Genomic DNA, 18924 nt, shown 5'->3' with positions numbered 1-18924 from the left:
GCTTTGTTCGATCCGACTGAATCGCTATGCCGCGCGGCGCGCTTCGTTGACGAATTGGTGGGCCAACCGGGTCGGCTCCGGCAGGCGATACCGGATTTGGCAGGAGAGGACGAGTTCTAAAGCGCGGTCGAGCGTCATCCGATGACCTGGGGAAATATAGACCGGCGCGATCCCGGTGCGGGTCCGGAGCACGGCGCCGATCGTCTCCCCCCGATCGATGAGAGGGGACCAATCGCCGCGGGCCTGCCCCGGTTCGCGATGGAATCCGATCAGCCGCGACTTTCCGCAACCGATCGCGGGAAGATCGACGAGAAGACCGAGATGGGAGGCGATTCCAATCCGCCGCGGGTGGGCGATCCCCTGTCCGTCGACCATCAGGCAATCGGGCAAGATCTGCAGTTTTTCCCATGCTTTTAAAACGACCGGAATTTCTCGGAAGGAGAGGAGGCCGGGGACATAAGGGAAGTCGATTTCCAAGGAGGCGGTTGCCACCTCCAAAATTGAAAATCCCTTCGGCTGAAGATGTTCCAGATCGAGGACGACGATTGCGGCGAAGAGGAGGTTCGATCCGATCGCGTTGGAGACGTCGACGCCGGCGATCGTCCGAACTTCGTCCGGAGCGCGATCGAGGATCAGCGCGGTGCGGAGCCGGTTCTGAATCTCGATCGCCTCTTGGGGTGAAACGTCCCAGCGATGGAGATTCAGAGGATTCATCTCTTCGCCTTCGCCTTGGAAGTCGATTTCGCCTTGGCTTTCGGTTTTGTCTTCGGCTTTGCTTTGGCCTTGGGAGCCGCCTTCGCTTTCACCCGGCTCCCTGCACCGGCCGCTTTCTTTTTCAATCGCTTCTCGATCGCCTCGCCGATCAGGGCCGGATTTTGGACAACCGTCACCCCCGCCGCTTCCAGCGCCGCCATTTTATCGTTCGCCGTCCCCTTGCCGCCCGAGATGATTGCGCCGGCATGGCCCATCCGGCGGCCCGGAGGGGCCGTGATCCCGGCGATGAAGGCGACGACCGGCTTGCTTACATGCAGTTTGATGTATTCGGCCGCCCGTTCTTCGGCGTCTCCGCCGATCTCGCCGATCATGACGATCGCTTCGGTCTGCTTGTCTTTCTCGAACATTCCAAGAACGTCGACGAAGTGCGTTCCATTGATCGGATCGCCGCCGATGCCGACACAGGTCGACTGTCCCAGTCCGCGCTGCGTCAGCTGCCAGACCGCCTCATAGGTCAGGGTCCCGCTTCGGGAGACGACACCGACATTTCCCTTTTTGTGGATGAAGCCCGGCATGATCCCGATCTTCGCCTCTTCCGGCGTGATCACCCCCGGACAGTTCGGGCCGATCAACCGGACCGGCTTGTCGGCCAGAAAGCGCTTCACCCGCATCATATCCAACACCGGGATTCCTTCCGTGATGCAGATGATCAGCGGAACGCCGGCCTGCGCCGACTCCATGATCGCATCGGCGGCAAAGGGAGGGGGGACAAAAATCAACGAAACATCGGCGCCGGTTCTCTCAACGGCCTCTTCAACCGTATCGAAGACCGGGATCCCTTCGAACTCGGTTCCCCCTTTTCCAGGGGTGACTCCGGCAACGACCTTCGTCCCATACGCCTTACAGGCGGCGGCGTGGAAAGACCCTTCCTTCCCAGTAATCCCCTGCACCAAGATGCGCGAGTTCTTATTCACCAAAATACTCATTTAAGCTCCTATTTGTAGGTGGGGGCCTGTGCGGCAACGGAAGGAGAAAGGTCCTCCGATGCCCCTACACCCCACGCTTGCACCGGCAGTGCCGGCAGCTCGCTTATTTTCAGATACATCAATTATCTCACTTGCGCGACGATCTTTTGCGCGCCGTCCCAGAGCGTATCGGCGACGGTCAGGTTCAATCCCGATTCGGCGAGCATCTGCTTTGCCTCTTTTGCGTTGGTCCCTTCGAGACGAACGACAAGCGGGACGTTGATCGAAACCTCTTTCGCCGCATCGATGATCCCGCCGGCGATCCGCTCGCAGCGGACGATCCCGCCGAAGATGTTGACGAAGACCCCCTTCACATTCGGATCGGAGAGCAAAATTTGGAAGGCTTGCTTCACCGTCTCCTTCGAGGCACCGCCGCCGACGTCGAGAAAGTTCGCCGGCTCTCCGCCGGCCAGCTTAATCACATCCATCGTCGCCATCGCCAAGCCGGCGCCGTTGACCATGCAACCGATCGTCCCATCGAGCTTGACATAGTTGAGGCCGTGTTGTGTTGCGCGGGTCTCGAGCGGATCTTCTTCATCGAGATCGCGCAGCGCGCGGATGTCCTCACTTTTGATCAAGGCATTGTCATCGAAGTTCACCTTCGCATCGAGCGCCATCAGCTTGTGCTGTTTGGTGATGATCAGCGGGTTGATCTCGATCTGCGAGGCGTTCTTGTCGACAAAGAGGCGGTAGAGATTCCCGATCATCCCGACCCACTGGTTGACGACCTCTTTCGGGAGGCCGAGCTTAAATGCGATCGACCGGCCCTGATACGCCTGGTAGCCGAGGAGCGGATCGATCGGCAGCTTCACGATCTTCTCGGGAGAGTGCTCCGCGACCTCTTCGATCTCCATCCCCCCCTCGGTGCTTGCAATCAGGATGATCGACGCAGTTCCCCGGTCGGCAACCAAGCCGAGGTAGAGCTCCTTCGCGATCTCGACCCCCTCTTCGACCAGGAGCTTCTTCACCTCTTTTCCCTGCGGACCGGTCTGGTGGGTGACGAGGACCTTTCCGAGAAGCGCTCTTGCAAAGCTCGCAACCTCCGCCTTATTTTTTGCGAGCTTCACCCCCCCCGCCTTCCCGCGGCCGCCGGCGTGGATCTGCGCTTTGACCACCGCGAGGGAGCCGCTCAGCTCGTTCGCCGCCGCCTGTGCCTCTTCGGGGGTAAAGGCGACTCTGCCGTTCGGGACCGGAATCTGGTATTTCGAGAAAAGGGCCTTGGCCTGATATTCATGAATGTTCATCGATTCGTCCTTTGTCCATTGTCGTTAAAATAAAGACTCACTATTCATTTTTTTTGGCATAGTCCGGAAAGAGCATCGGCGAAACGGTCTGCGGAACAACCCCCGCTTTCTTTTGCGCGTCGTGAAAAAGATCGAGGTGGCGCAGCGTCGTCGACCCGAAAGAGATCTCCGTCGCCCGTTTTGAGGCCGCCCGCCCCGCCCGCCGACCGTAGACGATAATATCGAGGAGCGAGTTCCCCATCAATCGATTCCGACCGTGAATCCCGCCGGAGGCCTCCCCCGCCACAAAGAGATTTGGAACCGTTGATTCTCCGTCGACATTGATCTGAATCCCGCCGTTTTGGTAGTGGAGGGTCGGATAAACCAGCACCGGCTCTTTTTGGATGTCGATCTGATACCGGGAGAACTGCCGGAGCATGTTCGGAAAACGGTGGGCCAACGTCCCCTCGCCGTTGACGAGGTCGACCATCGGCATGTCGAGCCAGACCCCGCGGCGGCCGGCCGGTGTTTCGACCCCCCGTCCCTCCGCGCACTCCCGGATCACCGCCGAGGCGACCGCATCGCGCGTCTCCATTTCATTGATGAACCGCTCCCCCTTCACATTCACCAGTTGGGCCCCGACCGACCGGATCGCCTCGGTCACCAAGATCCCCGCCATCGGCTCCGGATAGACCGCCCCGGTCGGATGATATTGAAAGGTGTCCTGCAAGGTCAGCTTCGCCCCGGCCCGATAAGCGATCGGAAGGCCGTCGGCGGTGGCGCCGTAATGGTTGCTCGTCGGGAATCCTTGGATGTGAAGCCGACCGATGCCGCCGGTCGCCAGGAGGACCGACTTGGCCTGAACGACAATATATTGGTTGTTGTCGAGGTTCTTTAAGATGGCGCCGGTGCAGCTACCGGCGCCGTCGGTCAACAATTCAACAATCGGAGAAAACTCCAGCAGCTCAATCTGTTCGTTGAGGACGCAATCTTTCAAAACCCGCATCAATTCCAGCCCGGTATAGTCTTTACACCGGAGCAGGCGCGGCTTGCTGCTCCCGCCGCCCCCCCGGATGCTGAGGTTGCCGTCTTCCTCACGGTCGAAGAGAACGCCGAGGTCCATCAGCCATTTCGCCACCTCCGGTCCTTCTTCGACGAGGGTCTTCAGGAGCGCCGGATCATTTTTCATATAGCCGCCGCGGAGCGAATCGAGAAAGTGGCGCACCGGAGAGTCTTCGGCGGAGACCGCCACCTGCATTCCCCCTTCGGCCATGACGGTATTGGAATCACCCAAGCGGAGCTTGGTCGCCAAAAGCACCTTCGCCCCCGCCGCCTTTGCGGTTAATGCCGCCGTGGCGCCCGCCCCGCCGCCGCCGATGATCAGCAGATCGACCTGATGCTGCGGCGAGAGGGAAATCGCTTCAGCGGCGACCGGGCTTTCCCCCTCCAGCAGATTGGCGAGCTCATGAACGGTCTGCTCCCCCTGATTCGGACCGAGACGAATCGGCCGGTAGGCCTCTTTTCTGAAATCGGGATGATACCGACGGATCAGCGCATCTTTCTCCTCGGCTGAAAGGAGCGCCTGGGTCTCTTTCATCCGTGCCGCGCGGGCCTCGATCACAAGCGATTTCGATTCGTCCAAACGGCTCATTCAGTTGTCCTTATCATTTTTCTTATCATTCGAAATCCGCATTCTGAAATCCGCATTCCGCAATCGTCTTCAGCTTGCCAGCTTCTGAGCGGCTTCCTCAGAGCTGCAATACTTCGACAGCGCCGCATCGTCGGCCGAAAGGAGTTGATTCCAGGCCGATTCATATTTTCCCGACCGGACTTCCTCAATCCGTTGGAGCAGGCGGGTCGCCTCCTTTGGATAAAAGGCGCCGGTCAGCCGGCGGGCATACATCCCGACCCGGTGTGGCCGGATCTGGACTTCACAGACCGCGGCGCAAAGCCCGCACATCACGCAGCTGGTGAACTTCTCCGCGACGTTGGAGAGATCGCCGTTAATCGCCGCCCGCACCCCCCCCATCACGTCGATCTCCTGCGGGCAGACCGAGCTGCAGGCGCGGCAGGCGGTGCAGCGGCGGGTCTCCGGGTAATACTGAAAGAGGGTCTTCTGATTCGGCGGCGCTGCTGGAATCAGCGCAATGGCTTTTTTTGAACTGTCGGAGGGGATAAAGGTGATCGCCATCCCGTCGCGAACCGCCGTTTGGCAGGCGAGCGCCGTTTTTGAAGTAAGCTGATCGGGAAGGCGATAGGTGATTGGACAAGCGCCGCAGACGCCGCCGAGACAGCCGACGCCGTGAATCATCGGCCGCCCGATCTTCCACATCGCTTGAATAACGGTGATCCCTTCCGGAACGGGGTGCGCGGCGCCATCGACCTCGATGCGGACCAGGGGAGATTGGGGATCAGAATAGGACATCAAGCCGTTTTCCTAATATGTGGGGTGTCGGGTGATCAGGTGATCGGGCAGGTCTTGAGCTCCTCTTCGGACATCTTCATCAGCTTCTCCCAATCGGCCTCGTACTTGCCCCCTTGAATCTCTTCGATCCGGCTGGAGAGCTGAGGCGGCTTGGGGGTGAAGAAAGCGCCCTGAGCGCGCCGCACATAAAGGCCGACCTGGTTGGAAGAGATCTCCGCGATACAGACCGGAACACAGAGGCTGCACATCACGCAGGAGAGAAATAAATTCGATGCCTCTTGAAAATCGCCGAAGACCGCCTTCCAGATGCCGGTTCGGACGTCGATCCCTTGCGGACAGGCCTCGGTGCAGGCGTTGCAATTTCGACAGAGGGCCGCTTCCGGAAAATATTTGAAGAGGTCCTGTTTCGGATCGGTGATCTCTTCCATTTTGTAAATCGGCTTCTGAACCGGAAACGGCGCGGAGAGGGAGAACGACATCCCCTCTTCGACGATCAGCTGGCAGCCGAGCCCCTGCTTCAGTTCAAAGCTCCCTTTGGTCCGATAGAGGGTCGAGCAGGCGCCGCAGACGCCGCCGAGACAGCCGATCCCGCGGGTGATCTTGTGGCCGGTATGCCACATCGCCTGAATCAGCGTGATCCCCTGGGGAACCTGATACTTCTTCCCCATGATCTCTACGGTGACCCAGTTCGTCTTCTCTGTCGATTCCGTCGTCGGCATCATATTCCAAAAAAGCGAACGAGCAGGGGCACAGCAAGCTGTGCCCCTGCGATGACATCGTTAGGCGTTCAGCGCGTTGAGCGCCGATCCCGCTTTGAACCACTCGATCTGCTGCGCCGTCATGCTGTGATTCGCCTGGACCTTGATCTCCTTGCCGTCGGCTTTGTGAATCACCACATCGACCGCTTTGCCGGGGGCCAGTTGCGAGAGACCGGTAATGCTCACCCGGTCGTTCTGCTCGAAGCTCTCCCAATCTTTCGGGTTCGCAAAGGTGAGCGGCAAGATCCCTTGCTTCTTGAGGTTTGTCTCATGGATCCGGGCAAAGCTCTTGGTGATGACGACCTTCACCCCGAGGAATCGGGGCGACATCGCCGCATGCTCGCGGGAGCTTCCTTCGCCGTAATTTTCATCGCCGATCACGACCGATCCAACCCCTTTGGCCAGATACTGACGCGCCACCTGCGCCGGGGTGAGGTTCGATTCGCCGGTCAGAACATTGTTTGCCTTCCCCGCCTCCGTGGTAAAGGCGTTGTTGGCGCCGAGGAACATATTGTCGCTGATCTTATCGAGGTGCCCGCGGAACTTCAGCCAGGGACCGGCCGGTGAGATATGGTCGGTCGTACACTTTCCCTTCGCCTTAAGCAGGAGCGGGAGCTTGGAGAAATCTTTCCCGTCCCATTTGGGGAACGGCTGCAGAATCTGGAGCCGCTCGCTGGTCGGCGGAAGATCGACGGTGAGCTTGTCGCCGTTTTCCGCGGGAGCGATAAATCCTTCTTCCCCTTTCGCAAACCCCTTGGCAGGAAGCTCTTCACCCCGGGGCGGCTCGAACTGGATCCGGGTGCCGTCGGCGGCGGTCAATGTCCCCTTCACCGGGTCGAAGGTGAGGTCGCCGGCAAAGGCCATCGCCGTCACGATCTCCGGGCTGCTGAGGAAGGAGAGGGTCTCGGCGATTCCGTCGTTTCGGCCGTGAAAGTTCCGGTTGAAGGAAGAGATGATCGAATTCGACTCCCCTTTCTTCACATCTTCCCGCTTCCACTGGCCGATGCATGGTCCGCAGGCATTCGCCAGAACGGTCGCCCCCATCTCTTCGAAGGTCTGCATGAAGCCGTCCCGCTTCATCGTGTGATAGATCCGCTCGGAGCCGGGGGTGACGAGAAACTGCGCTTTGGCCTTGAGACCCGCTTTCAATCCCTGCTTGGCGATGTGGGCCGACCGGCTGATGTCTTCATACGAAGAGTTGGTGCAGCTGCCGATGAGAGCCGCTTTGAGCTGGATCGGATAGCCCTTCTCCTTCGCTTCGGCCGCCAACTTCGAAATCGGACGGGCGAGGTCGGGGGTGTGCGGGCCGACGACATGCGGCTCGAGCTCCGAGAGGTTGATCTCGATCACCTGGTCATAATATTTCTCCGGCGATTGGAGGACTTCCGGATCGGCGGTCAACAGCGCTTTATTCGCGTCGGCCAGCTTCGCCCACTCCTCCCGCTCGGTGATCTTCAGATAGGCCGCCATCTTCTGGTCATACGGGAAGATCGAGGTGGTCGCCCCAAGCTCGGCCCCCATGTTGGCGATCGTCCCCTTCCCGGTGGCGCTGATCGTTTCGACGCCCGGCCCGAAGTATTCGACGATTTTGTTGGTTCCACCCTTGGTCGTCAACAGACCGCAGAGGTAGAGGATCACATCTTTGGCCGAGGTCCACCCGGTGAGGCTCCCGGTCAGACGGACGCCGATCAGCTTCGGATGGAGCACTTCCCACGGAAGACCGGCCATCACCTCGCCGGCATCGGCCCCGCCGACACCGATCGCCATGGCGCCGAGTCCGCCGCCGTTCGGGGTGTGGGAATCGGTCCCGATGATCAAGGCGCCGGGAAACGCGTAATTCTCAAGGACGACCTGGTGGATGATCCCGGCCCCCGGCTTCCAGAACCCGATCCCGTACTTCTTCGCCGCCGATGCCAGGAAGTTATAAACCTCTTTATTCTCGTTGATGGCGCGATCGATGTCTTCTTTCGCCCCGCTCTGTGCCCGGATCAGATGATCGCAGTGAATCGTGCTCGGAACGGCCGCCGTCTTCTTCCCCGCCTGCATGAACTGCAGCATCGCCATCTGGGCGGTCGCATCTTGCATCGCGACCCGGTCGGGCCGGAGCGCCAACTGCGCCTTTCCCCGATCCCATGTCTGGGTCTCGAAATCATCGACGTGGGCGACCAGGATTTTTTCGGTGAGGGTCAGTGGGCGGCCGAACTTCTTGCGCGCCGCCGCCAGACGGTCCGGCATCGATTGGTATAGCGTTTTAATCATTTCGGTAGACATCATCGTCCTCCATCAACGTTAGGCCCGACCGCTTTGTCGCGCCTGCCGGCAGGTCCGGGATGACGCCCGAGCCTGCCGTGTTAAATTAAGAGACCTTCTATTCTATCAGAGCGCAGAGCGATTTTAAACTAAGACTTCAACACCTCTCCCCGGACCTCGACCTTTTTGGCAGGGGCTTCGAGCGGCGGGGCTTCCCTTCGCTTGGGGGAGGCGTAATTGACCACGTAATTGAACATCCGAATCAACCGGCTTCCGTTGCGGGTCTGGTCGACCCAGTGTCCGATCAGACCGATCGTCCGCGCCAGGATGAAGAAGCCGTTGAGCGACTCCACCGGCCAGCCGAGATCGACGAGCACCGCGGCAATCGTTCCATCGACATTCAAGATCAAGGTGTCTTTCTTCGCCGTGGTGATCTTTTCGACCGACAGGGCAAAATCGAGATGAGGCGTCGGAATGCCGGTCGACTTCACGAAGGAGACCAGCTCCTTGACCCGCTTGTCCGGGTTCTTCACACTCTTGACCCGATGCCCGATCCCCGGCACCGGCCCGACGTTTTTCTTCATATGCTCGAGGAAATCTTCCGGCGAGAGCTTCTTTTCGATCGCATACTTGAACCATTTTCCGGCATCGGTCACGGCGCCGCCGAAGCGGGGCCCGATCATGATCAGACCGGCTGCAACCGATTGCGCCATCTGAATCCCGGCGCAGGCGGCGATGATGGTGGCGAGCGCTCCCGAGACGCAAGGACCGTGGTCGGCGGAGAGCATGATGATCCGCTTGACGATCTCCGCTTCAACCGGCGTGATCAGCCGCTTGTCCCAGAGAAGCCCCATGACGTGAGGAATCTGGTATCCCTTGTTGATCAGGTCGGAGGCGGGGTAGCCGTAGTAGAGCGGCTCGTCTCCCCGATCGTCGCTGATGGTCGACTTGATCAGCGGCTCGACGAAGACATCGCCCGATTTCACCGCCTCTTCGACCGGCTTCGGCAGCTTCGGAAGGGCCGCGGCATCGCCATCCACCGCCGGCTTGACCAGACCTTTCGCAACGATCTCTTCGTAAACCTGCTTGATCGTCGGGCCGAGCCCGCCGAAGGTGGCGGGAACGATGGCGCCCGATTTTTTCAATGCATCGGCTTTGCTGCGCGCCGAGCCTTCGCCGTGTTGTCCTTCTTTCGCGCCGGCATGGCCGAATTTCATCCCCTTCGGGAGCTGCTCTTGGCAATACCCGGAAACGACGGCAATCAGCTTGATCCGCCGTTTCTGTGCGCCGAACCACTCCGCGGCCCGCTCTTCGAGATCTCCCCCCATCTCTCCGACGATGATCACCGCTTTCGTCTGCGGATCTTTCTCGAACATCTCGAGGTAGGTGACATAGTCGGAGCCGGGATAGGCGTCGCCGCCGATCCCGATCGCCGTCGTAATCCCATCGGCGAATTGACTGCAGATCCAGATGATCTCGTTCGAAAGCCCGCCCGACTTGGTGATGACGCCGAACGAGCCGGGCCGATGGAGCTTCGACAGAATCAGATTGTCGAACGCCCCGCCGATCACCCCGAGACGGCATTCGCCGGCCGAGATAATTCCGATCGCCGACGGTCCGTTGAAGACCTTGCCGAGCTTTTTCGCTTCGAGGCTCAGACGCTTGGAATCTTTTTCAGGAACCCCTTCGGTGATCATCGAGACGAGTTTGATTTTCGGATCGGCCAACGCTTCCATCGCCGCCTTAAACGCGCGATCAGGTCCGACGAAAATCAACGTCGTGTTTAAGGCGGGAAAAGCAGCCGTCGCCTCCGCCATGGTTTTGAAGATCGGAATCGAAACGAGCTCGCTTCCGAAGGGAACCTCGGCGGTCTTGCCGGCATCGGGCGGAAAAACGAACGCAAGGACATGGAGCGGCTGACGGGTCAGGTGGCAGAACTCGGCCATCCGGCGGGCGGCGTTGACCCCGGCCGGTCCGCCTTGAATCACAACGCGGGTCTCTTTATTGGCGACGATGCTCATTTTCCAACTCCTTCGGACGCAGTGTTCCTTCCTGTAATCGCGTAATCGATGATATCGGTCAGGGGGGTGTAGCGGTCGTAGACGTGAATGTTGAATCCTTCCGCCTCGAGCGCCTTCATCGCCGCCAGTCCTTCCTTCTCGAACGGACCGCCGCGCCGAACCCAGATCTCGACCCCTTCGAGCTTCCCTTCGGCCTTCGCCTTCCGGAAGCCGTTGATGATCCCGGCGAAGGTCTTCTTCACGTTGGTGAAGTTGGCGATCGCCCCGCCGACGATAATTCGCTTGATCCCTTTCAACGAGCAGACCTTCTCCGTGAGCGCTTCCACCGCCCAATCGGGGGGATCGCCCGAATATTCGGCATAGTTCGCGATCTTTCCGCCGAGCGCCAAAACGGCATCGGAATAATAGACGGAGGCCCCGCCCCCCGCCGGCAGAAGGGCGGTGTCGCCCCCCGGGATCTCGATGAATTTGACCGAGCCTTTGATCCGGGAGTCGATCTCCATGATCGCCCGCTCGTCGTTGGTATACGGACGGCCGAACTCGGAGGCGAAGGTGAAGTTCCAATCGGGATGGCGGAATCGGGCATCGGCGTCGACCATCGTCACCGCGTCGAGCGCGACCAGCTCGCCGTCCGACTCACGCGTCACCAACGGGTTGATCTCAATGTAGGTGCCGTCTTCCTGATCGTAGCATTGATAGAGCTTGAGGGCGAAATCGGCAACCTTTCCGGTGAGGTCTCCTTTAAAACCGGCCTCCTTGGCGAGCTTGATCAGCTGGTCCCGGCTCGGATCGGTCCCGAGGGGGATCGCGATCCGCTTGACCTTGTCCCAGTTCGACTCGACCTCGATGCCGCCGACGCTCGCCAGCAGCAGCTCGGCCCCTTCGCGGACCGACTTCACGGCAAGGTAGAACTCTTCTTTGTGCTGGATCATCTCAGAGATGATGACCTGAGAGATCGTCATCCCATTGAGATCTCTCCCCAACATCTCTGCGGCCGATTTTCTCGCCGCGTCGAGATCGAGGCCGACCTTCACCAGACCGAGCTTCATCCGGGAGCCGATCGCCTCATGCGCTTTGACGACCAACTTCGATTCACGAAGCCAAGGGTTGGCTTGCGCAAGACGGTCCAATTGATCGGCCGCTGTAATAACGACAAAATGGGGAACGGTCATCCCCCACTTCGAGAGGAGCCCCATCCCGGGGCCTTCCAACACCTTTGCCATGCAGAATCCTCCGTGAGTTTCTCTTTATGATTGAGTCAGTTAGCGTTCAAAACGCGGGACGCAACGCGACCCGGAAAGAATAACGACAAAATAGAAGACCGAACCGCAATAAGAGAATATAGGGGGCCGCCCTTCGCTTTGTCAAGAATTTTTTCACTTGTTTTCAGGAAATTGCGGGAGGAGGTTCGAAGCAAGATCGTTCGTTGGTGGAAGGAACCCTTTGAACCGGTTTTCCGGTTCTAAAACGCCTGTCGCGCGTGAAAGAAGGCATCCTTGCTCAGGCCCAACCGATATGAATGGATTAACCTAAAAATAATTACGTAGATATAACGGAGGCCAACCAACGCAACAGGAGTCCCTGGTCGTTGGTCGGCTCCCCTCAGATTAGATCGTGGATGAATCGGTTCATCTTGGTTTCGTGAACCTGTTCACTTTGGTTTAAGGATCGCAGTGAATGATTTTTGAACCGTTTAGGCGGCTCTCTTCTCTTCTTCCTCCTTGCGCTCCGGCTCGGAAGGGGCGGTCTGTTGCGATTGCGCTTCCTGAACAGCCGGTTCGGACGCCGCTTCCGCCGCACGGCGTCGGGCCGCTTGTCCTCCCTTTCGGCCGGCCTCCCGCGCCTCTTCGGGGGTGAATTCATGCGCGGTCCCTTTCTGATGGGCCGCCTGTCCCCCCTTTCGGCCTGCTTCTCGGGCCTCGTCCGGGGTAAATTCATGGGCCGTCCCCTTTTGATGGGCCGCCTTGCCCCCTTTTTTAGCAATTTCTCTCTGCTTTTCCGCGTCCATTGCAGCAAACCCTCGTGGGCTCTTCTCAGCCATCTTATTCCTCCATCAATTACAACTGTGGATCATTCGGACTTTCATGTTCCGTTAAATGACTTGTCCCTTCGAATCAGGGATAAGCTGGTTCCCTTCGGTTAGGTGTTACAACTTTTATGCCAACGCCTTTCCCAACCTGATGGCCCTCCGGTAATCGTTCGAATTCATCGCCCTACGGACCGTTTCCTTTTGGCCCGCATCGGTAAAAAGTGAAAAGTCGATCGTGCAATCTTTATACATAAAAATTTCTTTTTCTCTCTTGCTCATCAGACACGGAATGCTTGACCTAGAGGCGGCGTTTTGATAAACTACGGGTCGTTTTTACAGCGATATTCCTAGAAACAAGCATCCGTAATCCAGATTACCTTTTAGGGTTACTTTTAAGGAGGGGTCAGAATGGCAGCCAGTCGCAAATCGCTTATCACCGTTGAGGGGACTGTTCAGAAAAAGACCGAGTGGAGCTATGAAGACCTCTCCCACCTCTCTCAAGAGCATCAGATCGAGGATGTCAGTCGGCTTGTTTCGGGTATCGAAGGGGACGGCATTCGCGTAAAAGCGCTCATCAAGGAATCAAATCCGCTCGCCAAAGCCGATCATGTGACCTTTCATTCCCAGGATGGAAAGTTTGCCGCCAGCATCTCCCTCTCCGAAGCGTTGGAAAGGGGAATTCTGGTCTACAAAAAAGAAGGGAAGCCGCTTCCCGAGTCGAAGGGAGGACCCCTTCGTCTCGTCGTTCCGCACGGGGACAACGCCTGCAGCAACGTGAAATCGGTCTTTCGAATCGAGTTGACCGTCGGAAAGGGAAAAGACACCACCTGGGATCCCGACCACGACAACCCGGAGATCCATGGCCACTCTCATGACCATGATCACGACCACGACCATGGGGACGACCACGGTCATCACGATCACGCAGAGGACCATCACGATCATGGGCATGATCACTCCGACCATGGCCACGATCACCACGGTCACTCCCACTAAGCCGCCGATCATTAATAGAATAGATAAGCTGAGATAAAGATCCGCTTCAGCGGTGCGCTGTGTTTCCTATCCGCTTGCCGCCGGTCAATCGCTGCTCCGGGGAGACTCCGGACTACTTCGGTTTTTGATGCCCTTCCACCGGGGCCAGTGTCTCGACATCGGGCGGCCGCGGCGGCGCTTCGGACGCGGTGATCTTGTCCATCAAGGGGATATTCCAGAGAACCAGCGCGACATGGTCCGATGGGGTCGGATGCCGCGGGGAGACGGTGTGATAGGTCATCTCGATGTGGGTGACATTGTCTTCCCAGATCACCTTCGGACCGGGAAGCTGCTCTTTCGGCTTTCCATAAGAGCCGGTCCATTTCGGCAGGAGGGTCTCTATCTCGCCCGGCTTGTTGGCGTCTCGAAAACGGACGTGGATGATCGTCAATCCCCACTCCGGATGAAACCCCAAGCTGATCGATCGAACGTTCGGCTCGCCGAACGCCGTGCCGGAGACGGTCAGCTCCCCCGGCGCCGGGCCTTCAATCGCCCACGGGCCGGTGTCATCCATCCGCTTCGGCGGGCTCAATTGGATGTCGTACGCCGCCAAGAGCTCTTGCTCCGTCATCCCCCACCGCGCCTTGCCGAAACCGGTCGGAAGCGCCGCCGTCGCCACACCGGCGAGCCAGACGAATAAAAATAAGAGCCCACCCAATAGAGCGATCTTTTTCATTGAAAGATTTCCTTTAACCAATGGAGCAGATCGTCGACGACCCGCTCTCGGCCGACCTCGTTGAAGACTTCATGATAAAACCCTTCATACCAGTTCAACCTCTTTTTTTCGGAGCCGATCCGCGCCAACAAAGCCCGGGCCCCTGAAGGAAAAACGATCCGATCGGCGCTCCCCTGCAAGATCAGCGTCGGGAGGGCGATTCGCCCGGCCGATTGATGGAGAGAGACATTCATCCTCCTGAACTCGACATAGAACCGAGGGGTCCCCGCCCGCTGCACCAGCGGATCGTTCTGAAAGGCCAAGCCGACCGCCGGGTCGCGGCTCAACCAGCCGGGATTGCTCGGATAGCGAAGGGGACGCGACGGAAAAATCCGATTGAAGAGATAACCGAGCAGGTGGAGCCGGAAGGGAAGAAGCGGGACATCATAGGCCGGGGCCGACAAGACGAGCGCCTCGGCCTCGTTCGGGTGATCGATGCAAAACGTCGCGGCGACCGCCCCGCCGAAGCTGTGGCCGAGGAGGACGATCTTCTGGCCCGGATGCCCTTTCCGGACGAAGGCGACGACCCGATGGAGGTCGTCGATAAAATCGGTATATCGCTCCACATGGGTGCGCGAGCCGTCCGATTCCCCAAATCCCCGCTGGTCGTAGGCGTAAGAGGCGATGCCGGCCCGCGCCAAATCAAGTTGTAGAAGTTGATAGCGCCCCCGATGCTCGCTGAGGCCGTGGACGATGATCAGAACCGTCTGGAAAAACTCGGGGAGGAGGGCGGAATAGGAGAGGGCAAGGCCCGCGCTCGGAATCGTCCCGCTGATGCGGAGGACCCCCTGGAGCGAGTCGGTCTTATTCCCCGGTGAACCGGCCATACAGCGTACCCGTGGAAGCCTCTTCAATCTCGACGGAAATAAACCTCCCCTGCCCGAGGGGGGTCTTCGGAAAGACGACGGTGGTGTTTCCGTCGCTTTTCCCCATTTGATGGTTGAGCCGCTTCTCCGCCTCGCCATCGATTAAGACACGGACCTTCCGGCCGATCCTGGCCCGATTCTTCTCCAGAGAGATCGCCTTCTGCAGATCGAACAGCCGGACGATCCGCTCGGTCTTCACCTCGGGCGGAACATCGTCGGGGTACTCCCGCGCGGCGATCGTCCCCTTCCGCTCCGAGTATTTGAAGATGTAGGCATTGTCGAACCGGACCGTCTCCATCACCCGGAGCGTCTCCTGAAAGTCGGCGTCGCTCTCCGTCGGGAAGCCGACGATGAGATCGGTCGTCAGGGTGATCTCCGGAATCGTCTCACGGATCTGGCCAACCAGATCGAGATATTCCTTCTGTGTATAGGTCCGGCGCATCCGATCGAGCACCCGGTCGCTCCCCGCCTGCAGCGGGAGATGGACATGCTTGCAGATCTTCGGATGCGACGCGATCGCCTCGAGCAGCGGGCGGGGAAAATCTTTCGGATGGGGCGAGGTAAACCGGACCCGCGCGATCCCCGGAACGTCGGCGACCTGTTGGATCAAATCGGCAAAGCGCGCCTCTCCATCCCGGTATGAGTTGACGTTCTGGCCGAGGAGGGTCACCTGCGGGATCCCCTTCTCCGCCAGCGCGCGGACCTCGCCGAGAATATTTTCAACCGATCGGCTCCGCTCCCGCCCCCGCGTGTAGGGAACGACACAGAACGTGCAGAAGTTATCGCAGCCGCGCATGATCGCCACCCAGGCGTTGACCCCCTCGACCCGCATCGGGGCGATGTCGCTGTAGGTCTCGTATTCGGAGAGGTACGCCTCAATCTGCGGGCTGTCGGTCTCTGTGGCCTCTTCAATCAACTTCGGAAGGGTCCGGTAGCTGTCGGGCCCGACGACGAGATTGACGACCGGATGATCGAAGAGCGCGTCTTTGAGATTCTGCGCCATGCAGCCGAGGACGCCGACGATAAAATGCCTTTTCTCCTTCTTAAACGGGCGGAGCAGATCGAGCCGGCCGTAAATTTTCCGATGGGCGTTCTCGCGAATGGCGCAGGTATTGATCAGAACGACCTCCGCCTCTTCGACCGCCGCCGTCATCTCATGGCCGTGCGGTGCGAGAATCGACCGGATCAGCTCCGAGTCGTATTCGTTCATCTGGCAGCCGTAGGTTTCGAGATAAACCTTCACCCCGCCACCTCGAGCAGCTCTCCGTGCGCGAGGCCGTCGGAGACCGACGCAACCCGGACCCGGCCGATCTTTCCCGAGAGATCGCGGTCGCTCTCCACCCCGACCCGAATGTAATTCGGCGTCAGCCCGCAGAAACGTCCCGCCTCATTCCGGGTTTCGAAGAGAACCTCCACCGTCTCGCCGACCGCGTCGGCGTAAAAGAGCCGCCGCAGCCGTTTCGAGAGCTCGCAGAGCTGGCGCGACCGCGCCTTGATCTGCCGCGACGGCACCGGCGGCAGGTCCATTTTCGTCACCCGCGTCCCCTTTCGGCGCGAGAAGGGAAAGACATGGAGGTATGAAAAGGGGAGCGATTCGATCAACGACACGGTCTCCTCAAACGCCCCCTCCCCTTCCCCCGGAAAGCCGACCATCACGTCGGTCCCCAATCCCAGGCCGGGGACCCGCCGGATCGCCGTTTCGACGAAATCGATATACTCTGCTTGGGTATACCGCCGGCCCATCGCCTGCAGCACCGCATCGCTCCCGCTCTGGAGGGGAAGATGGAGATAGGGACAGAGCTTGCCGCCGCGCGCCATCTGATCGAGAATCCGGTCGGAGACGGTCGTCGGCTCGATCGACGAGATCCGGATGCGACGAAGCCCCTCTACCCCTTCCAAAGCATCGATCAGGTCGGCGAGATCGTGTCCCTCCGATCGGTACTCCCCGAGGTTCACCCCGGTGAGGACGACCTCGCGGTGTCCCCGCGCCACCCAGATCGACGTCTCCAACAGAATGTCGTCGAACCTCCGGCTCCGCTCCCGTCCCCGCGTCGTTGGGATGATGCAGAAGCTGCAGAAGAAGTCGCAGCCGTCCTGAATCTTGATGTTCGGCCGGGTCGCCTGATCGAAGGCGGCGTAGCTCTCGATCGTAAAATCGTCCCGGCTGATCTTCGGCGTATGAAAGACCATCGGCGCCGCCCGCTTCGTCGGCATCCGCCCCTCGAGCGTCTGCGCCACCAGTTTCGGAAGATCCATCTTGAACTCCGTCCCGGCGATCAGATCGATCCCCGGAATCTTCCGGAGCGCGTCGACGCCGACCTGCGCATAACAGCCGGTCACGGCGATGAAGGTCTGCGGGTTCTCCTTCAAGATCTTCCGGATGACGTTGCGGCACTTCGCCTCGGCCTGCTCCGTGACGGAACAGGTGTTGATCACGGCAAGGTCGGCCGCCCGCTCTTCCACGACCCGATAGCCGGACGAATAAAAGGCCGCACCGAGCGACGCGCTCTCAGCTTGATTTAACCGGCATCCGAGCGTTTGGAAAGAGACGGTCGGGGGTTGGAGCGTTTGGCTCGTTTCGGACGAAATCATTTGAAGAAGTCTGTGGGTCATGATTACTGCAGAAGTCAGGAGACAGCCGTCAGAATAAAGTCATTCCTTCTGGATCCTGAATTCTGACTTCCTTCTTTCTCCTTTAAGTTACCCCTTCGCCCACGACCGGGGCATCAGGAGCCGTTCGACGATCTCCCCTTTTTCGAGGTGCTTTTCAATGATCTCCAACGCATCCTCGCGGCTCTTGACGGTGTACCAGACCCCTTCCGGGTAGACCACGACCGACGGGCCGAACTCGCAGGTGTCGAGGCAGCCGGCCTGGTTCGCCCGGACCATCTTCTTGAGTCCCCGCTTGGCGACCTCTTCCTTGAAGAAGGAGCGGAGCTGTTCCGCCCCTTTCGTCGCACAACATCCCTTCGGATCGCCGTCGGGCCGCCGGTTGGTACAGATAAACAGATGGTGCTTGTATTTTGACATCGGACTATCCCTCTTTATCTTCTCGGTCTTCGAGTTCTCGGACGAATCGCCGGAGCGCTTCCTTGAGTTCGGGAATCTGCGGAAGATTGTTTCGAATCGCGCCCATGATGTTCTCGAGCCGCGCCCTCCGCTGCAGCTCGCGATCGGTGGAAATATGCCGGTCGAGCGTCTCATAGCCCTTTGGATGATGCCGCTCCAAGAGCGGCCGCGCCGCCAACAACGCCGCGATCAACACCGCCGGTTCCGGCTCGGAAGCGGCGACAATCAAAAAGGTCCCGTCCGAGAAGAGCAGCGCCCGGGCCGCTCCGATGGAGAGGACCCGCTCGACCGTCTTTCCTTCGGCGGCCGCCCAGTCCGTCAGGCGGCCGGGGAAGCCTTTCGCGAAGGCGACCTTTTCAGCATTCGCCCGCCACTTCTTCTCGACCTGCGTTCGCGCTTGGTCTACTTCTCGGTTGGAAGGCCCAGCCGTTTCCATCCCTCGAAGCCCCCCTCCATCGAAGCGACATTTTCATATCCCATCTTCTTCAGCATCTGGGCCGCCATGGCGCTTCGCCCGCCGGCGGCACAGTAAAGGACGATCGGCTTGGCCGGATCTTTGACGTTCCGCTCCATCGTCATCTCCAAGATGCCGCGGGGAACGTGCACGCTCTTCGGAAGCCGCCCCCCCTGGACCTCATCGGGCTCCCGGACATCGACCAGGATAAATTCTTCACCCGCGTCGAGCTTTTGTTGGACCTCTTTAATTTGGAGAAGCGGCACATCGCGCTTCGCATCGGCAACCAGATCTCTCCACATCTTCATGAAGCCTCTTCCTCCGTTTTCAATTCACGAAC

The 18924-nt window shown here is 59.4% G+C and carries 18 protein-coding genes; 1 reads left to right on the top strand and 17 read right to left on the bottom strand.

All coding sequences use genetic code 11. The annotated features are described in order from the left end of the window. Positions 1-24: 24 nt before the first annotated feature. The 10 genes from nfi to HY282_18360 all read right to left on the bottom strand — a co-directional run bounded on the left by nfi (position 25) and on the right by HY282_18360 (position 12457). Entirely contained in the window at positions 25-714 is a 690-nt protein-coding gene (gene nfi, locus HY282_18405) for a deoxyribonuclease V (GenBank protein MBI3805728.1), read from the bottom strand. Further along, entirely contained in the window at positions 711-1700 is a 990-nt protein-coding gene (gene sucD / locus HY282_18400) for a succinate--CoA ligase subunit alpha (GenBank protein MBI3805727.1), read from the bottom strand. The genes nfi and sucD overlap by 4 nt, the downstream gene beginning before the upstream one ends. A 122-nt stretch (positions 1701-1822) precedes the next feature. Beyond that, positions 1823-2983: an ADP-forming succinate--CoA ligase subunit beta gene (gene sucC, locus HY282_18395; GenBank protein MBI3805726.1), complete on the bottom strand. Its 1161-nt coding sequence runs from the start codon at positions 2981-2983 to the stop codon at positions 1823-1825. 40 nt (positions 2984-3023) lie between these two features. After that, positions 3024-4613: an FAD-binding protein gene (locus HY282_18390; protein MBI3805725.1), complete on the bottom strand. Its 1590-nt coding sequence runs from the start codon at positions 4611-4613 to the stop codon at positions 3024-3026. A gap of 69 nt (positions 4614-4682) precedes the next feature. Then, the gene (locus tag HY282_18385) at positions 4683-5387 is read right to left on the bottom strand and encodes a (2Fe-2S)-binding protein (GenBank protein ID MBI3805724.1); all 705 of its coding nucleotides are present in this window, start codon (positions 5385-5387) and stop codon (positions 4683-4685) included. A 35-nt stretch (positions 5388-5422) separates the two neighbouring features. Continuing rightward, on the bottom strand, positions 5423-6106 hold the full coding sequence (locus HY282_18380) for a (2Fe-2S)-binding protein (protein MBI3805723.1): 684 nt from the start codon (positions 6104-6106) through the stop codon (positions 5423-5425). 60 nt (positions 6107-6166) lie between these two features. Then, positions 6167-8416 carry an aconitate hydratase gene (locus HY282_18375; GenBank protein ID MBI3805722.1) on the bottom strand — a complete coding sequence of 750 codons (2250 nt, stop codon included), beginning with the start codon at positions 8414-8416 and terminating at the stop codon, positions 6167-6169. 128 nt (positions 8417-8544) lie between these two features. Continuing rightward, complete coding sequence (locus tag HY282_18370) at positions 8545-10416, bottom strand: ATP citrate lyase (protein ID MBI3805721.1); 1872 nt, start codon at positions 10414-10416, stop codon at positions 8545-8547. Next, complete coding sequence (locus HY282_18365) at positions 10413-11639, bottom strand: ATP citrate lyase (protein MBI3805720.1); 1227 nt, start codon at positions 11637-11639, stop codon at positions 10413-10415. Before HY282_18365 ends, HY282_18370 begins: the two co-directional genes overlap by 4 nt. Positions 11640-12109: 470 nt before the next feature. Beyond that, positions 12110-12457 carry a hypothetical protein gene (locus HY282_18360; GenBank protein ID MBI3805719.1) on the bottom strand — a complete coding sequence of 116 codons (348 nt, stop codon included), beginning with the start codon at positions 12455-12457 and terminating at the stop codon, positions 12110-12112. 396 nt (positions 12458-12853) lie between these two features. Between HY282_18360 and HY282_18355 the strand changes: the two genes are divergently transcribed. Beyond that, a complete protein-coding gene (locus HY282_18355) occupies positions 12854-13441 on the top strand; it encodes a molybdopterin-dependent oxidoreductase (GenBank protein MBI3805718.1) in 588 nt (195 codons plus the stop codon). Positions 13442-13553: 112 nt separating this feature from the next. Here the strand turns inward: HY282_18355 and HY282_18350 are convergent, their stop codons facing one another. The 7 genes from HY282_18350 to HY282_18320 form a co-directional block, all read right to left on the bottom strand. Beyond that, positions 13554-14156, bottom strand: a complete 603-nt coding sequence (locus tag HY282_18350; GenBank protein MBI3805717.1) for a hypothetical protein — start codon at positions 14154-14156, stop codon at positions 13554-13556. Beyond that, positions 14153-15022: a lysophospholipase gene (locus tag HY282_18345; GenBank protein MBI3805716.1), complete on the bottom strand. Its 870-nt coding sequence runs from the start codon at positions 15020-15022 to the stop codon at positions 14153-14155. Before HY282_18345 ends, HY282_18350 begins: the two co-directional genes overlap by 4 nt. Beyond that, entirely contained in the window at positions 15000-16271 is a 1272-nt protein-coding gene (gene miaB, locus HY282_18340) for a tRNA (N6-isopentenyl adenosine(37)-C2)-methylthiotransferase MiaB (protein ID MBI3805715.1), read from the bottom strand. Before miaB ends, HY282_18345 begins: the two co-directional genes overlap by 23 nt. Before the next feature lie 29 nt (positions 16272-16300). Continuing rightward, positions 16301-17674 (bottom strand): tRNA (N(6)-L-threonylcarbamoyladenosine(37)-C(2))-methylthiotransferase MtaB, encoded by a 1374-nt coding sequence (mtaB, locus tag HY282_18335; GenBank protein MBI3805714.1) that lies wholly within the window; start codon positions 17672-17674, stop codon positions 16301-16303. Positions 17675-17761: 87 nt separating this feature from the next. After that, positions 17762-18091: a (2Fe-2S) ferredoxin domain-containing protein gene (locus HY282_18330; GenBank protein MBI3805713.1), complete on the bottom strand. Its 330-nt coding sequence runs from the start codon at positions 18089-18091 to the stop codon at positions 17762-17764. A 4-nt stretch (positions 18092-18095) separates the two neighbouring features. Continuing rightward, a complete protein-coding gene (locus HY282_18325) occupies positions 18096-18566 on the bottom strand; it encodes a hypothetical protein (GenBank protein MBI3805712.1) in 471 nt (156 codons plus the stop codon). Beyond that, positions 18533-18892: a sulfurtransferase gene (locus HY282_18320; protein ID MBI3805711.1), complete on the bottom strand. Its 360-nt coding sequence runs from the start codon at positions 18890-18892 to the stop codon at positions 18533-18535. The genes HY282_18325 and HY282_18320 overlap by 34 nt, the downstream gene beginning before the upstream one ends. Positions 18893-18924 lie beyond the last annotated feature (32 nt).

It is taken from the genome of Candidatus Manganitrophaceae bacterium (genome assembly GCA_016200325.1).
Taxonomy (GTDB): Bacteria; Nitrospirota; Nitrospiria; order SBBL01; family Manganitrophaceae; genus Manganitrophus.
Note: the sequence above shows the minus strand (reverse complement) of the source record. Positions and strands in the feature narration are given on the sequence as shown.

Excerpts from the sequence above, each read along its gene's own strand:
- nfi (MBI3805728.1), bottom strand. The coding sequence starts at position 714 with ATGAATCCTCTGAATCTCCATCGCTGGGACGTTTCACCCCAAGAGGCG.
- sucD (MBI3805727.1), bottom strand. The coding sequence starts at position 1,700 with ATGAGTATTTTGGTGAATAAGAACTCGCGCATCTTGGTGCAGGGGATT.
- sucC (MBI3805726.1), bottom strand. The coding sequence starts at position 2,983 with ATGAACATTCATGAATATCAGGCCAAGGCCCTTTTCTCGAAATACCAG.
- HY282_18390 (MBI3805725.1), bottom strand. The coding sequence starts at position 4,613 with ATGAGCCGTTTGGACGAATCGAAATCGCTTGTGATCGAGGCCCGCGCG.
- HY282_18385 (MBI3805724.1), bottom strand. The coding sequence starts at position 5,387 with ATGTCCTATTCTGATCCCCAATCTCCCCTGGTCCGCATCGAGGTCGAT.
- HY282_18380 (MBI3805723.1), bottom strand. The coding sequence starts at position 6,106 with ATGCCGACGACGGAATCGACAGAGAAGACGAACTGGGTCACCGTAGAG.
- HY282_18375 (MBI3805722.1), bottom strand. The coding sequence starts at position 8,416 with ATGTCTACCGAAATGATTAAAACGCTATACCAATCGATGCCGGACCGT.
- HY282_18370 (MBI3805721.1), bottom strand. The coding sequence starts at position 10,416 with ATGAGCATCGTCGCCAATAAAGAGACCCGCGTTGTGATTCAAGGCGGA.
- HY282_18365 (MBI3805720.1), bottom strand. The coding sequence starts at position 11,639 with ATGGCAAAGGTGTTGGAAGGCCCCGGGATGGGGCTCCTCTCGAAGTGG.
- HY282_18360 (MBI3805719.1), bottom strand. The coding sequence starts at position 12,457 with ATGGCTGAGAAGAGCCCACGAGGGTTTGCTGCAATGGACGCGGAAAAG.
- HY282_18355 (MBI3805718.1), top strand. The coding sequence starts at position 12,854 with ATGGCAGCCAGTCGCAAATCGCTTATCACCGTTGAGGGGACTGTTCAG.
- HY282_18350 (MBI3805717.1), bottom strand. The coding sequence starts at position 14,156 with ATGAAAAAGATCGCTCTATTGGGTGGGCTCTTATTTTTATTCGTCTGG.
- HY282_18345 (MBI3805716.1), bottom strand. The coding sequence starts at position 15,022 with ATGGCCGGTTCACCGGGGAATAAGACCGACTCGCTCCAGGGGGTCCTC.
- miaB (MBI3805715.1), bottom strand. The coding sequence starts at position 16,271 with ATGAACGAATACGACTCGGAGCTGATCCGGTCGATTCTCGCACCGCAC.
- mtaB (MBI3805714.1), bottom strand. The coding sequence starts at position 17,674 with ATGACCCACAGACTTCTTCAAATGATTTCGTCCGAAACGAGCCAAACG.
- HY282_18330 (MBI3805713.1), bottom strand. The coding sequence starts at position 18,091 with ATGTCAAAATACAAGCACCATCTGTTTATCTGTACCAACCGGCGGCCC.
- HY282_18325 (MBI3805712.1), bottom strand. The coding sequence starts at position 18,566 with ATGGAAACGGCTGGGCCTTCCAACCGAGAAGTAGACCAAGCGCGAACG.
- HY282_18320 (MBI3805711.1), bottom strand. The coding sequence starts at position 18,892 with ATGAAGATGTGGAGAGATCTGGTTGCCGATGCGAAGCGCGATGTGCCG.